Raw genomic sequence first — 14,244 nt, forward strand, 5'->3', positions numbered from 1 at the left:
AGATCTATGCTTATTTTTAAACCTTTATCTATGAAAGTATCTTTTTTCATGTTGAATGATCAATTTTATTCTTGAAAAGCGGTACATTATTTCGTTTCATCCGCTTTTTCCAATATTTTTTTCACCTTTTTTGTAAATTCCTTACGCGGAATCATTACACTATGGTCACATCCCTGACACTTAATACGGATATCCATTCCCATACGAATGATTCTCCAGCTATTTTCACCGCAAGGGTGTTGCTTTTTCATTTGCACAACGTCATTTAATCCAAATTCTTTATCTGCCATGAAATGTTCTCCCTTCTAAAATGTTAACGTTATTGTTCTCTTTCCCGTTCCATTTCTAATCCAGTAGCATTTTCATTCCGGGAATACATGACGAGACGAGGTGATGGAATTTCGATACCCTCATTGTACAATGCTTCTTTTACTTCTTTTCGGATCATACGTGCACCTGCCCATTGATACACTGGCAGTGTCTCAGCAACTACACGAATAACATAGTGAGATAATTCTAATGTTTGCACTCCCAAAATCTCTGGAATCGTTACAATTTCTTCATATTTATCAGGTAACTCGCCAACTACTCTTTCAATCACTTTTTCCGCTGTTTCAATATCACTTTCATAAGGGATATTAATATCAACGACGGCTAATCCATTATGAATCGAATAGTTCGTTACTTGTGTTATACTTCCATTAGGAATTACGTTTTGTTCGCCTGTCCAACTTTGAATTTTTGTCGTTCGAAGACCAATTTCCTCAACAGTTCCTTCTACTCCAGAGGTGAATACATAATCGCCGACAGAAAATTGATCTTCAAAAATAATGAAAAATCCTGATATAATATCGCGAACAAGGTTTTGTGCTCCAAAACCAATTGCTAGCCCGGCAACCCCTGCACCAGCTAAAAGCGGGCCAATTTTAATTGTTAACGTATCCAAAATCATCACAAGAGCCATAAAATAGATAATGTAGGATATCATGTTTTGAATTAATTTTTTAAGTGTTGCCTCTCTCCGCGCTGTAATTCGAATTGGTCCGCGTTGTTTACTTTGAAAAATTTGCTCCGTTATCTTTTTACCTATTTTAATAACTAATTTAGCTAAAATAATAATGATTACTATTTTTATAAAACCTTTGCTTAACGTTGCCCATAGTTCAGGTCCTGTTATATAATCCCATAGTTTCATGAATTGATTGTTAACTGCACCCAAACTAAAAACCTCCAAAAACCTTTTTTTCACAACGTGTAAAATCTTCATATAACAATTAAATTTTACACCATACACCCTAGTTATGAAAGTAAAGTGACTTTTTATTCGTGTTTTCGACTAGCCCCCCAAAATGGATAAAGTAATAGGCGTGTTAATACATATAAGTTCAATATCCCGTAAATTGGATAGATATATGCTACGAGTGTTGAAAAACCAAATATCGTTAACGGAACCATGGTAGTTAAAATAATAATCACTAACATCCATAAAGGAATATTAAAAAAATGCTGCAGACGAGTTACAATTCCTAATATTCCTGCGGCGGCTGTTGTAAAAACAGCAAACCACAACAAAATCGATATAAAAATCAACATTTCAATTGGATAATTTTTTAAAATTGCAAATAAGGGGATTTCATATAAAAGAATTTCATCTGCAATGTAAATAAGACTATTATTGTAAATATAGGATATAACTCCTAGTATGAGCCCACTCCCCACACTAGCAATCCATATTTCTTGTTTGGAATGAATTTTATTTCCAATTGCCCCAATGACCGCTATTAAAGGTAATACATTTAATGCTGAAAATGAGAAAGCGGCAGTCCAATTACGCTGTTCATGCCAATGGGAAAACAAGGACAAATCTTGGTCAAAGGTGAATAATAACAATACATATAATAATCCGCTAAGCAAAAGCGGTAAAATATACTCATTAATAGACAGCAGCCCATTTATATCTCGAAAGAATAAAACAATTAAAGCAATAACAATGACGGCAACCCCCCACCAATAAGATAGGTTAAAAGATTGTCCCGTTGCTCCACTGCCTGCAATCATAACAACAGTGGTCGTAAATAAATACAAGAATATCATAATATCATATATCTTCGTTAATTTATCTCCAACAATCTTGCGCAGCACCGGTAAATAGTCAGATGATTGCCGTTGGTAGCTAATATTCATAATGACAATGCATGATATGGTAAAGAAGATAACAAACAAAAGAATGGCCAGTCCACTTTCATGCCCAAAAAATTCCCACAACTCCCTACCAGATGCATACCCCGCTCCGATTGTTGTCCCAATAATTAAAAACATCCATTTAAATCCTGCTCTCCACATTGCATTTCCTCCATTTATTCAGTATCTATGTATAGAAATTTAAATTTGACCGTATACTATACCAATATGTTTGTGGAGGATAAGCTATGAATCTAAAAAGGAGAACTTCAGAAAAAAATAAGCAACTACGATTACCGCATACCGATCCTCATTTTTATGAAAAAGTGAGTGAGCAAATCATTTCATGGTTTCCTGCAGTTCCACGGGAGTATGTGGCTATTTTTATAGGGACAGATCGATCTACTGGAGATGCTTTAGGGCCACTAGCCGGCACATTTCTCTCTGAAAAAGAACCGAAATATATGTCCATTTATGGGACCTTACATCATCCGATTCATGCTACAAATTTAGAAATATCGATGGATACCATCAAAAGGAGACATAAAAACCCCTACATTATAGCCGTTGACGCCTGTTTGGGCAAGACTACGTCTGTTGGAGACATTATTACGGGGTTAGGTCCCTTAAAGCCGGGGGCAGCACTAAATAAACCCCTCCCCCCTATTGGTGATGTCCATATTACAGGTGTAGTTAATATTAGTGGATTTATGGAATACAATGTATTACAAAACACAAGACTATCAGTAGTTGTCGATATGGCTAATCAAATTGCAGATTTGTTAGATGTCATTGATCAACGTTTAACATATGATCAAACATTATCAGCTGTTGTAGCCCCTTCAAAACTTAAACGTTCTATATAACCAACGAATTTTTAAAAAGGCTCTCCTTCTTTAAAGAGAGCCTTCTAATAAATACAATGTCTTCACTAGACGAGTTGATAAATATAATAGATAAATCCTACGGTTACGATCGCCGGCAAAAGATTCCCAATTCGTATTTCCGTCACTTTTAATATATTAAGTCCAATTGCCAGAATGATAAGTCCTCCTACAGCGGTTAATTCAACAATGAGACCGTTTAAAAGAGATTCCGGCACCCATTTTTCTATTTGTGTTGCAAGCAGCGCAATAGAGCCTTCATAAAGAACAACAGGAATAACTGAAAACATGACACCAATTCCAAATGTAGTTGTCAATACTAAACCTACAAAACCATCCAGCACACTCTTCGTTAGTAAAACTTCATGATCACCACGAAGCCCACTATCCAATGCCCCTAAGGTAGACATCGCCCCAATTCCAAATATTAATGAAGCCGTAACAAAACCTTGCGCAATGCCGGAATGATCATCTGCAGATGCAAATTTACTCCCAACCCATGTACCCAGACGATTTAGCTTTTCCTCAACATCGAAAAATTCGCCGATTATTGCCCCTGAAAGCATACTTAAAAGAACAACGATAATTACTTCAGTAGAAAAGGCCATTTGTAAACCGATTAGTATAACGGCCAGCCCAATCCCATGCATCACTGTCGTTTTATACCTTTCTGGTATTTTCGTAAAAAAAAGGCCTAAAATGCTTCCTGCGATAATACAAATCCCATTTACAATTGTTCCGTATAGAACCATCTCAACAACTCCATTTTTTATTATATAGCCTGATATGCTTCAACGATTTCTTTGATAGCACGTAAAAATAAATGGATTTCTTCTTTCGTATTAAATCGATTTAAACTAACTCTGACTATCCCTTGATCGATTGTTTTTAATGTATCATGTGTTAATGGACTGCAGTGCAATCCTGCTCGAACAGCAATTTGATAGTGTGTATCTAATATCATAGCAACTTCCTGCGAATCAATGTTATTGATATTAAAGGCTGCGATTGGCATTCTATTTTCATCAACATTTGGTCCAAAACACTTGATTCCTTCGATTCTTTTTAGACCTGAAACAAGCTGACTGATTAACATTGTTTCACGTGGAACAATTTTTTCTCGATTTTGTTCATATACTTCCAAGGCGGCATGTAAACCCGCTACACCAGGCGTATTTAATGTGCCGCTTTCTAATTTTTCCGGCCATTGCTCTGGCTGGTTTGGATCTTCTGAAAAGCTTCCTGTACCGCCGTGATGTATTGGTCTCAAATCTAGATTACCTTCCACTAACAGCATTCCAGTCCCTTGTGGCCCGAGTAGTCCCTTATGTCCTGGAAATGCCAACATATCTATTTTTTGTTTTTTCATATCTAGCGGTATATGTCCTGCCGTTTGAGAAGCATCAACAAGCGTTATTAGGTTCTGTTCCTTTGCAATGTTTGTTATGTCATCTAAGGGGAGGATAGACCCAGTAACATTTGATGCATGTGTAATAGCAATTAGCTTTGTTTCGCTTCTTATTTCTTTCTTAACAAGCTCCAAAAATTGCTCCCTATTTTCTCTCCAAGGAATATAAGAAACAGAAAGATCATATGTATGTTTTACGTTCTCAAGTGGGCGCCGAATCGAATTATGCTCCACAGAAGTTGTGATAATATGATCACCCTTCTGCCAGGTCAAACCCTTGATTGCCTGATTTAAAGCAACGGTAGCATTTGGATAAAATAAAGCACGTTTGGGATTACTACAACCAAATAATTTGGAAGCTTTTTCCCTTGTTTGCTGAATAATATTCGCTGCTTTCCTTGCTAAAGCATGTCCTCCTCTGCCAGGGTTTGCTCCTATTTCATTGAGTGCTTTTACGACTGCATCCGTTACTTCGGACGGTTTTGGAAAGGATGAAGCTGCTTGGTCAAAATATATCATCATTACCCTGCCTTCCTTCAGTGAATTTTTTGAATATTTTAGCATAAAAAAGGCTGACATGGAAATATCATTTCACTACGTCAGCCTTTGCATTCATTCTCTTGAATTAGGTCAATGTTCCAATACATTGATAATACGATCAAGGTCATCATCTGTATAAAATTCTATTTCAATTTTCCCTTTTCGTTTTCCGCGCTGAATATTTACAGAAGTTCCTAACCGATCTCTTAATACCGATTCTCTTTCCTGAATAAAAATATCCTTTTTATCTTTATTTGCTTTTTTAACTGCCTTTGGCTTTTCGTTTAATCGAATTACTAATTTTTCAACTTGACGTACATTTAATTTTTCATTGCGGATTTTATTGACAAACGGAATGACTTTATCCTTTTCTTTTAAACCTAATAAAGCACGTCCATGGCCCATGGATAACTCCCCATTATTAATATAAGCAATAACTTGTTCTGGTAATGTTAACAGACGTACGATATTTGCTATATGTGACCGGCTTTTCCCCAGCCTTTTAGATAATTCCTCCTGCGTGACCTTTAATTCATTCATTAAATTTGCATATGCCTGCGCTTCTTCGATCGGTGTTAAATCCTCTCGTTGAAGGTTTTCTAATAAAGCCAGCTCCATCATTTTCTCGTCAGACAATTCCTTTATGATAACAGGAATTGTATCAAGGCCTGCCTCTTTAGCTGCACGAAAGCGTCTTTCTCCGACAACAATTTCATAACCTTTGATACTCTCCCGAACAATCAAAGGTTGGATGATACCATATTCTAAAATGGACTCTTTTAATTCTTCAATCGAATCTGCATGAAACGTTTTTCTGGGTTGATAAGGATTTGGTCTGCATTTATTGATCGCTATTTCTTGAATTGAATCATGATCTTCTGCTTCCAAATCAGGGAAAAAAGCATTGATACCTTTACCTAACCCTTTCGCCACTTTCCATCACTTCCTTCGCTAATTCAAGATATACTTCAGCACCTCTTGATTTTGGATCATAGACAATAATCGGTTTACCATGACTAGGAGCCTCTCCCAATCTAACATTTCTAGGAATGACCGATTTATAAACCTTATCCTGGAAATATTTTTTAACTTCCTCAATTACCTGGATTCCCAGATTCGTTCTAGCATCCAGCATTGTTAACAAAACACCTTCAATCATTAATTGCTTATTTAAATGTTTTTGGACAAGTCTTATTGTATTTAATAATTGACTTAATCCTTCCAAAGCATAAAACTCACATTGTACAGGTATTAGTACACTGTCAGATGATGTTAATGCGTTAATTGTTAACAACCCTAAAGAAGGAGGACAATCGATGATAATGTAATCATAATTCTCCTTTAGGCTATCTAACGATTTTTTTAAGCGAATTTCCCGAGAAATTGTTGGCACCAATTCAATTTCTGCTCCAGCAAGTTGGATTGTCGCAGGAATAATATCTAGCCTGTCTATATTTGTTGGAACACAAACGTTTTCTGCCGGTAAATCCTCTACTAATACATTGTATACACACTGATCCATGTCAGCTTTATTAACTCCTACCCCACTTGTCAAATTTCCTTGTGGGTCTGTATCCACAACCAGGACTCGATTTCCTAATTGTGCGAGACATGCACTTAAATTCACTGATGTTGTTGTCTTCCCTACGCCACCCTTTTGGTTTGCAATGGCTATTACTTTCCCCATCTTGACACCTACCTATTTGAAAACTTAAATTCTCGCAAATTGTGAAATTGTAGCGATTCATATGTCTCTATTTGTTATGCAAACATCCTATTAAACGAGTATATTTTCTATCATGGAAAAAACCAAAATAGATTCTATTACATCGTATCATTTTTTTAATAAAAAATACGATGAATCGCCTTTTTGTTAGAAAAGCTTAATTTTTGAATATCTATTGTGTAAAATACCCATCTTCCGTTAAAGATGGGTACTGAATAAAGCCAGTGTGTTCGTTTTTAAAAGTTTTTTTCCGATTTATTACGAATAAATGAATAATATTATGATTTCTTTTTTGGTATTTTTATTGTAATTTGATAATAATCATCTAAATCTTTCTCATCTGATTCTACATCAATTCCTGTATCAGAAACCATTGTTAATGATTGACGGATCGTATTCATTGCTATCCGTATATCTTTATTGACCCCTTTTAATTTAGGGCGCTTTTTCTTCTTACTTTCTTTTGGAGAGTTTCTTTTTGCAATTTGCTCTTCAGTTTGTTTAACATTTAAATCATGTTCCAATATATCTTCTAACAGTTTTATCTGTGCTTCTGGATCTTGTAATTTTATCAACGCACGGGCATGCCGTTCTGTAATTTTTTTATCTAATAATGCTTGTTGCACTTCTTCTGGCAGTTTTAACAGGCGCAATTTATTTGCAATCGTTGATTGGTTTTTTCCCAATCGCTGTGCTAGTGCCTCTTGAGTTAAATTATGAAGTTCCAGGAGGCTGGCATATGCATTTGCCTCTTCAACAACTGTAAGTTCTTCCCGTTGTAAATTTTCAATTAAGGCTACAGAGGCAGTTTCTGCGTCCGTCATTTCTCGAATAATCGCAGAAATATTTTCCCACTCTAGTAATTGAGCGGCTCGCCATCTTCGTTCCCCTGCTATTATTTCATAGAAATCCTCCTCCAATTTTCGAACTACAATTGGCTGGATCATTCCGTGTGTATGTATCGTTTGAGCTAGTTCCTTTATTTTTTCCTCATTAAAAATTGATCTTGGTTGATATCGATTCGCTCTAATGTTTTTTACAGGAAGTTGGATTACTTCATCCGGATGATAGGCCTCTTTTTCCGATTCAGAATCTGATTTATCTCCCAAACCAAAGATTCGGTTAAAAGGATGTAACACCATCAGACACCACCTTTAGTTTTCAAACTTAAAAAGTATATTAAGAACAACAAATACATCTATATAAAATAAAATTGTTTCACGTGGAACATTTTAGTATAAAACCGATTGAAGGAATATCGTCTATGAGTCTATTTTATTCTGAAAGGGAGTAAAAATGCAAATTTCCTAATTAATATGATATTGGAGGTCACAATATAGAACGTCTAAGCTATTTTTTTCACATATGCACTAGATTTGGAAATGATAAGAAAAAACGCCGCAGGAAAACTGCTGCGTAAAGATGATATCACTTTTCAACGTGTTCTGTTTCTATTTCATTCTACCATATTTATACGTAAAAAAATATGAAATGCATCAAATCATTCTTACTCGAAGTGTTTAATTTTTATTCAATCGGACTTTTATTTGGTGTTCCTGCTTTTCTCGGATATTTTTTCGGTGTTTTCCTTTGTTTATTGATTATGATAATAGACCGTTCACTATCTTCCTGTGGTAGTGAAAATGTATGTGTATGTTTTATTTCTCCGCCCAAAACATCGATCGCTTTTTTCGCACTCGTTAATTCCTCCTGGCTTGAGAACCTTTCATCGCCATAAATAAACCATCTTTTTTGCATAGTGGAAGACATAATTCACTCAAAACAGACATACGGGCCACTGCTCGAGCCATAACGATGTCAAAACTTTCCCTGCATTTGCTGTTTTTACCAAAGTCTTCTGCTCTGCTATGATAAAAAGCGACATGATCCAGATTAAGTTGTTCCGCTAGATGATTTAAAAAACCGATTCGTTTCTTCAGTGAGTCGACAATGGTTATATGTAAATGTGGGAAACATATTTTGAGAGGGATGCTGGGAAACCCAGCTCCTGCTCCCACATCACAAATATGTTTCACACTTTGAAAATCATGATAAAATGCAGCAGTGATGGAATCATAAAAATGTTTTAAATAGACATCTGCTTCAGCCGTCAAAGCGGTAAGGTTTATTTTTTCATTCCAATCCACCAAGGTTTTAAAATAAATCGCAAATTGGTCCAGTTGATGGTTACTTAATTCAATACCCTTTTTTTGTAATTCACTTGCAAACTGTTCTGGATTCATGGAATATCTCCTTGCTAAGCTTTATTTTAATTGGCAACACGTGCTATTTTACCTTGTTCGATATAAATCGCTAAAATTGAAATATCAGCGGGATTTACTCCAGAAATTCGAGATGCTTGCCCGATTGATAATGGACGAACTCTCTTTAATTTTTCCTTCGCTTCTGTAGCAATGCCGCTTACATCGTCATAATCCAAGTTATCCGGGATCTTTTTATCTTCCATTTTTAGCATGCGAGCCACTTGTTCATTTGCTTTTTTAATATAACCTTCATATTTAATTTGGATTTCCACTTGTTCTTTTACTTCTAAAGGCAAGCTTGGATCTGATTCAATCATCTGCTCCATTAATTCGTATTTTATTTCTGGACGTTTTAGTAAATCACCAGCTTTTACTGCTTCTTTTATTGGCGTTGCATTAACGCTTTTTAGAAGATCCTGTATATGAGCTTCGGGTTTAACTGTTAATTTTCTTAAACGTTTTTTCTCTTCTTCGACAAGTCTGTTCTTTTCGACAAATTGGTCATAGCGTTCTTGTTTAATTAACCCTAAATTATAGCCAATCTCTGTTAAGCGCAAATCAGCATTATCATGGCGCAACAGCAGACGGTATTCCGCTCGTGAAGTTAACAAACGATATGGTTCATTTGTTCCTTTTGTAACAAGATCATCTATGAGCACACCAATATATGCTTGAGAACGATCCAATATAAATGGCTCTTTTCCTTGCACTTTGGCAGCTGCATTAATTCCTGACATAATCCCTTGTGCTGCCGCTTCTTCATAACCTGAAGTACCATTAATTTGACCAGCAGTAAATAATCCTGGGATTTTCTTCGTCTCAAGTGTTGGCCATAGCTGTGTAGGCACTAATGCATCATATTCAATGGCATAACCCGGACGCATAATTTGCGCATTTTCTAAGCCCGGTACAGATTTTACAATTTCATGCTGGATATACTCTGGTAGTGAAGTGGATAATCCTTGAACATAAACTTCCTCTGTATTTCGTCCTTCTGGTTCTAAGAATACTTGATGACGCGGTTTATCATTAAATCGTACAATTTTATCTTCAATGGATGGACAATATCGAGGCCCAGTACCACGTTTCATGCCAGAATACATCGCAGATAATTGTAAATTGTCATTAATTACTTTGTGTGTAAATTCATTTGTATACGTCAACCAGCAAGGAATCTGATCTGTAATATAGTCTGTTGTTTCATAAGAGAACCCTTGAGGTTTCTCATCCCCTGGTTGTATCTCTGTTTTTGAATAGTCTACTGTATGACTGTTTACTCTTGGAGGTGTACCAGTCTTAAATCGAGTAAGATCCAACCCAAGCTCCTCCAAGTTCTCTGATAGTTTTACGGAGACACGCTGATTATTTGGTCCACTCTCATATTCGATATCTCCCATTAGAACTTTACCGCGCATGAACGTTCCGGTTGTTACAATAACTGTTTCTGCATGATATGCCGCTTTTGTCTCTGTAACAACACCTTTGCAGACTCCATCTTCTACAATCAAGCTGTCAACCATTCCTTGGTGTAAGGTTAGATTTTCCTCATTTTCGATGATTCTTTTCATTTCTTGAATGTATAATGGTTTATCTGCTTGTGCTCGTAAAGCTCTAACAGCAGGTCCTTTTCCGGTATTTAACATCCGCATTTGAATATACGTTTTATCAATAACCTTTCCCATCACACCTCCAAGTGCGTCAACTTCTCGGATGACGATCCCCTTTGCAGGACCTCCAAGTGACGGGTTACATGGCATAAAAGCAATCATATCTAGGTTTAGCGTAAGCATTAATGTTTTAGCTCCCATACGAGCTGCAGCAATGCCTGCTTCACACCCAGCATGACCTGCCCCAACAACAATTACATCATAATGTCCAGCATCATAAATCATAACTTTCACCCTTTCTGTTTTTATATTTTTATATTTATTAAATAAATCACGTATCTTAACGTTATTTCCCAAGACAAAATTGTGAAAATAACTGATCAATTAAGCTATCACTAGCAGTATCTCCAATTATTTCGCCTAAAAACTCCCATGAACGAGTTACATCTATTTGCACGATATCCAGAGGCATCTCACTTTCTAAACCTATCATAGCATCATCTAAAGCTTGTGCAGCTTGTTTTAATAGTTGAATGTGTCTGACATTCGAAACATAGGTTAGATCTCCCATGTCAATATCGCCTTCGAAAAAGCTCTGAGCAATTGCTGATTCCAGTTCATTAACTCCTTCTTCTTCAATCAATGAAGTAGTAACAACGGGACGATTGTTTGCAAGCTTGCGAACCTTTTCTAAATCAAGTTTTTGTTCTAGATCTGTTTTATTAATAATAACGATATATTCTAATCCTTGGACAGCTTCAAACAATTTAATATCTTCATCTGTCAATGCTTCATTAAAATTTAACACAAATAAAATAAGATCGGATTCTTTTAAAACCTGACGTGATCTCTCTACCCCTATTTTTTCCACTATATCCTCGGTATCACGTATTCCTGCAGTATCAACTAAGCGAAGCGGCACGCCACGAACATTAACGTACTCTTCAATAATATCTCTCGTAGTACCAGGAATTTCAGTAACAATCGCTTTATTTTCTTGCACAAGTGTATTCATTAATGAGGATTTCCCTACATTTGGACGACCTATAATTGCCGTACCGATACCTTCCCTTAATATCTTTCCCTGTTTCGCAACTTGTAATAAATCCTCGATTTTTGCACGGACTTGCTTCGTCTTTTTTTGCATCATTTCATGTGACATTTCTTCGACATCATCATATTCCGGATAATCAATATTTACCTCGACATGTGCCACTGTTTCCAATAACTCTTGTCTCAACTGCTGAATAAGGCTGATAAACGCCCATCCATTTGTTTTAATGCAACAGACATCGCTTTATCTGTCTTAGCCCGAATTAAGTCCATTACTGCCTCAGCCTGGGATAAATCGATTCGTCCATGTAAAAATGCTCGTTTGGTAAACTCACCTGGTTCAGCTAAACGAGCACCTTGACTAAGAATAATTTCTAATACACGATTTACTGCTACCATTCCTCCATGACAATTCACTTCTACCACATCTTCGCGTGTAAATGTCTTTGGAGCACGCATCACAGAAACCATTACTTCCTCAGCAACTTCGTCTGTTGTGGGGTCCATTATTTTACCATAATGAATAGTGTGTGAATCAACATCATTTAAACTTTTCCCTTGAAACAATTTGTCCACAATGGAAATAGCTTCCGGCCCACTTAACCTGACAATTGCAATTGCTCCTTCACCAGATGGAGTGGAAATTGCAGTAATTGTATCTGTCTCCACTCATGTCACCTCCCAGACGTTATTAATATATATAAACAGCATTTAATGATTATTTTATTATAGCAGCATTTCTTTCTTTTTATAGCCACTAACATAATAGATTACCACAAAATACAGCAAAAATAAACTTATCCACAAATATTTTTTATATTTTTTCTTTGGGGGTTTATCAACATGTTGATATCTTTTTACCGATGCATTCTTATAGGTTTTAGTCGATGAATTTTTATCAAACAAAAAACCCTGGCTTCCCAGGGTCTCAAATTACTCTTTTTTAAAATTATGGTTTTATAACAATATGCCGATGTGGTTCTACACCATCAGAATAGGTCGAAATATCATTTCTTCCTTGCAACGCACTATGAATAATTTTCCGCTCAAATGCTGGCATTGGTTCAAGGGATACTTTTTTATTGATGCGTACTGCTTTTTCAGCCATTTTTTTTGCTAAAGCCTCTAATGTTTCTTTTCTTCGCCCGCGATAGCCTTCTGCATCTAAAGTGACTGAATAATATTGCTTCCCATCTTTATTTAACACGAGCTGCACTAAATATTGCAGAGCATTCAGTGTTTGCCCGCGTTTACCGATAAGTTTCGCTATTTTTTCGCCATTTAATTCATAAGTTACATGATTATCTATGACTGTTGTCTTTATATTGACATCCACATTCATATTTTTGATTACTTCCTGTATAAAAGCTTTCGTTTCTTCGATTTGGTTTTTCAATACAACTGCTTTTACAATTGCTGGTTTTGAACCAAATAAGCCAAGAATTCCTTTCTTACCCTCATCAATAATACTGATATCGACTTGGTCCCTAGTTGTGTCTAACTGCTCTAATGCTGATTGGACCGCTTCTTCAACCGTTTGTCCACTAGCAGTTATTTCTCTCACTTTTTGTCTCCTCCAGTACTTTGATCTTTCATCATCGGTTTACGAATAAAAATAGTTTGAGCCACCATGAACACATTACCAACTACCCAGTACAACGCTAACGCAGCCGGTAAGAAGTAGCCAATAACGGTAATCATAATTGGCATCATATAAAGCATAACCTGCATCTGCGGGTTCTGTCCTGCTGGGCTTCCAGACATCATTAATTTTTGTTGCAGGAACGTAGCCCCTCCAGCAATCAACGGTAAGATAAAATCTGTTGTTCCTAATTCAAACCAAAGAAAACTTCCTGTTTTTATATCGTGCGTACGCATAATTGCATGATACATTGCAATTAAAATCGGCATTTGTACGAATATAGGTAAACAGCCAGCGAGTGGGTTTACACCGTGCTTTTGGAATAATGCCATTGTTTCTTGTTGTAACTTCTGTTGTGTATTTGCATCTTTTGAACTATATTTTTTCTGTATTTCCTTCAATTCAGGCTGGATATCTTGCATTGCCTTTGAACTTTTTAACTGTTTAACGTTTAACGGCAGTAAAATTAACCGAACGATGATCGTAACGATCACGATTGCTAATCCATAATTTCCATCGAATAATTCAGCAAAATACGTAATAAACCATGACATTGGATAAACAAAATATTTATTCCAAATCCCAGTACTTTCAGGGGTAATATCTTCATTAATCTGCGTACAACCAGAAAGTATGGTTATTATACCAATTAAGGCCACAAGCAAAAAGACCTTTTTTCGCAACATTTTTCCTCCTAACTGTCAAAAAACAATTCACATAAAAAACGTTAACTTTTTATTTATGTAATAAATTGTAATGTCCCTACCTATTATAATGAGATTGGGACTCTATGTAAACAACTAACTATTCAATGTTATTTCCTTAATAAATGTTCACGAGATAATAAATGAATTAGACTTTTTTTTATCTGATGAAAATTCATATCTTTCGTTGGCTGCCTGGCTATAATAATAATATCTTTTGTAGGCTTTACCTCAT

Annotated in this window: 12 protein-coding genes and 2 pseudogenes; 1 reads left to right on the plus strand and 13 read right to left on the minus strand. The window is 36.1% G+C overall.

Features of this window, described 5'->3' with window-relative positions; translation table 11 throughout:
- Window positions 1–86: 86 nt before the first annotated feature.
- From GZ63_RS0109480 to GZ63_RS0109490, 3 genes are all read right to left on the minus strand, one after another.
- Window positions 87–290, minus strand: coding sequence for a DUF951 domain-containing protein (locus tag GZ63_RS0109480; RefSeq protein ID WP_029268948.1), 204 nt, complete (start codon window positions 288–290; stop codon window positions 87–89).
- A gap of 29 nt (window positions 291–319) precedes the next feature.
- Entirely contained in the window at window positions 320–1,219 is a 900-nt protein-coding gene (locus GZ63_RS0109485) for a mechanosensitive ion channel family protein (RefSeq protein WP_226374369.1), read from the minus strand.
- A 101-nt stretch (window positions 1,220–1,320) separates the two neighbouring features.
- Window positions 1,321–2,343 carry a YkvI family membrane protein gene (locus GZ63_RS0109490; RefSeq protein ID WP_029268951.1) on the minus strand — a complete coding sequence of 341 codons (1,023 nt, stop codon included), beginning with the start codon at window positions 2,341–2,343 and terminating at the stop codon, window positions 1,321–1,323.
- A gap of 86 nt (window positions 2,344–2,429) precedes the next feature.
- Here GZ63_RS0109490 and yyaC point away from each other — a divergent pair, with 86 nt between their 5' ends.
- A complete protein-coding gene (yyaC, locus tag GZ63_RS0109495; protein WP_029268953.1) occupies window positions 2,430–3,047 on the plus strand; it encodes a spore protease YyaC in 618 nt (205 codons plus the stop codon).
- Window positions 3,048–3,112: 65 nt separating this feature from the next.
- Here the strand turns inward: yyaC and GZ63_RS0109500 are convergent, their stop codons facing one another.
- From GZ63_RS0109500 to spoIIIJ, 10 genes and pseudogenes are all read right to left on the minus strand, one after another.
- A complete protein-coding gene (locus tag GZ63_RS0109500) occupies window positions 3,113–3,817 on the minus strand; it encodes a DUF554 domain-containing protein (RefSeq protein ID WP_029268955.1) in 705 nt (234 codons plus the stop codon).
- Window positions 3,818–3,837: 20 nt separating this feature from the next.
- Complete coding sequence (locus tag GZ63_RS0109505) at window positions 3,838–4,995, minus strand: aminotransferase class V-fold PLP-dependent enzyme (RefSeq protein WP_318842370.1); 1,158 nt, start codon at window positions 4,993–4,995, stop codon at window positions 3,838–3,840.
- A gap of 108 nt (window positions 4,996–5,103) precedes the next feature.
- Complete coding sequence (locus GZ63_RS0109510) at window positions 5,104–5,946, minus strand: ParB/RepB/Spo0J family partition protein (protein ID WP_029268959.1); 843 nt, start codon at window positions 5,944–5,946, stop codon at window positions 5,104–5,106.
- A complete protein-coding gene (locus tag GZ63_RS0109515) occupies window positions 5,927–6,700 on the minus strand; it encodes a ParA family protein (protein WP_029268961.1) in 774 nt (257 codons plus the stop codon). Before GZ63_RS0109515 ends, GZ63_RS0109510 begins: the two co-directional genes overlap by 20 nt.
- A 317-nt stretch (window positions 6,701–7,017) precedes the next feature.
- Window positions 7,018–7,878, minus strand: coding sequence for a nucleoid occlusion protein (gene noc, locus GZ63_RS0109520; RefSeq protein WP_029268962.1), 861 nt, complete (start codon window positions 7,876–7,878; stop codon window positions 7,018–7,020).
- 388 nt (window positions 7,879–8,266) lie between these two features.
- Window positions 8,267–8,982 (minus strand): annotated as a pseudogene (gene rsmG, locus GZ63_RS16600) (16S rRNA (guanine(527)-N(7))-methyltransferase RsmG).
- A gap of 26 nt (window positions 8,983–9,008) precedes the next feature.
- The gene (gene mnmG / locus GZ63_RS0109530; protein ID WP_029268964.1) at window positions 9,009–10,895 is read right to left on the minus strand and encodes a tRNA uridine-5-carboxymethylaminomethyl(34) synthesis enzyme MnmG; all 1,887 of its coding nucleotides are present in this window, start codon (window positions 10,893–10,895) and stop codon (window positions 9,009–9,011) included.
- Window positions 10,896–10,956: 61 nt separating this feature from the next.
- Window positions 10,957–12,332 (minus strand): annotated as a pseudogene (gene mnmE / locus GZ63_RS16605) (tRNA uridine-5-carboxymethylaminomethyl(34) synthesis GTPase MnmE).
- Between the two features lie 280 nt (window positions 12,333–12,612).
- Window positions 12,613–13,227: an RNA-binding cell elongation regulator Jag/EloR gene (gene jag / locus GZ63_RS0109545; RefSeq protein ID WP_029268968.1), complete on the minus strand. Its 615-nt coding sequence runs from the start codon at window positions 13,225–13,227 to the stop codon at window positions 12,613–12,615.
- Window positions 13,224–13,988 (minus strand): YidC family membrane integrase SpoIIIJ, encoded by a 765-nt coding sequence (spoIIIJ, locus tag GZ63_RS0109550; protein ID WP_029268970.1) that lies wholly within the window; start codon window positions 13,986–13,988, stop codon window positions 13,224–13,226. Before spoIIIJ ends, jag begins: the two co-directional genes overlap by 4 nt.
- Window positions 13,989–14,244: the final 256 nt, after the last annotated feature.

Origin of the sequence: Virgibacillus alimentarius (assembly GCF_000709085.1) — a bacterium.
Classification (GTDB): domain Bacteria; phylum Bacillota; class Bacilli; order Bacillales; family Amphibacillaceae; genus Virgibacillus_B; species Virgibacillus_B alimentarius.

Excerpts from the sequence above, each read along its gene's own strand:
- GZ63_RS0109505 (WP_318842370.1), bottom strand. The coding sequence starts at position 4,995 with ATGATGATATATTTTGACCAAGCAGCTTCATCCTTTCCAAAACCGTCC.
- GZ63_RS0109500 (WP_029268955.1), bottom strand. The coding sequence starts at position 3,817 with ATGGTTCTATACGGAACAATTGTAAATGGGATTTGTATTATCGCAGGA.
- mnmG (WP_029268964.1), bottom strand. The coding sequence starts at position 10,895 with ATGATTTATGATGCTGGACATTATGATGTAATTGTTGTTGGGGCAGGT.
- GZ63_RS0109490 (WP_029268951.1), bottom strand. The coding sequence starts at position 2,343 with ATGTGGAGAGCAGGATTTAAATGGATGTTTTTAATTATTGGGACAACA.
- GZ63_RS0109480 (WP_029268948.1), bottom strand. The coding sequence starts at position 290 with ATGGCAGATAAAGAATTTGGATTAAATGACGTTGTGCAAATGAAAAAG.
- GZ63_RS0109515 (WP_029268961.1), bottom strand. The coding sequence starts at position 6,700 with ATGGGGAAAGTAATAGCCATTGCAAACCAAAAGGGTGGCGTAGGGAAG.
- yyaC (WP_029268953.1), top strand. The coding sequence starts at position 2,430 with ATGAATCTAAAAAGGAGAACTTCAGAAAAAAATAAGCAACTACGATTA.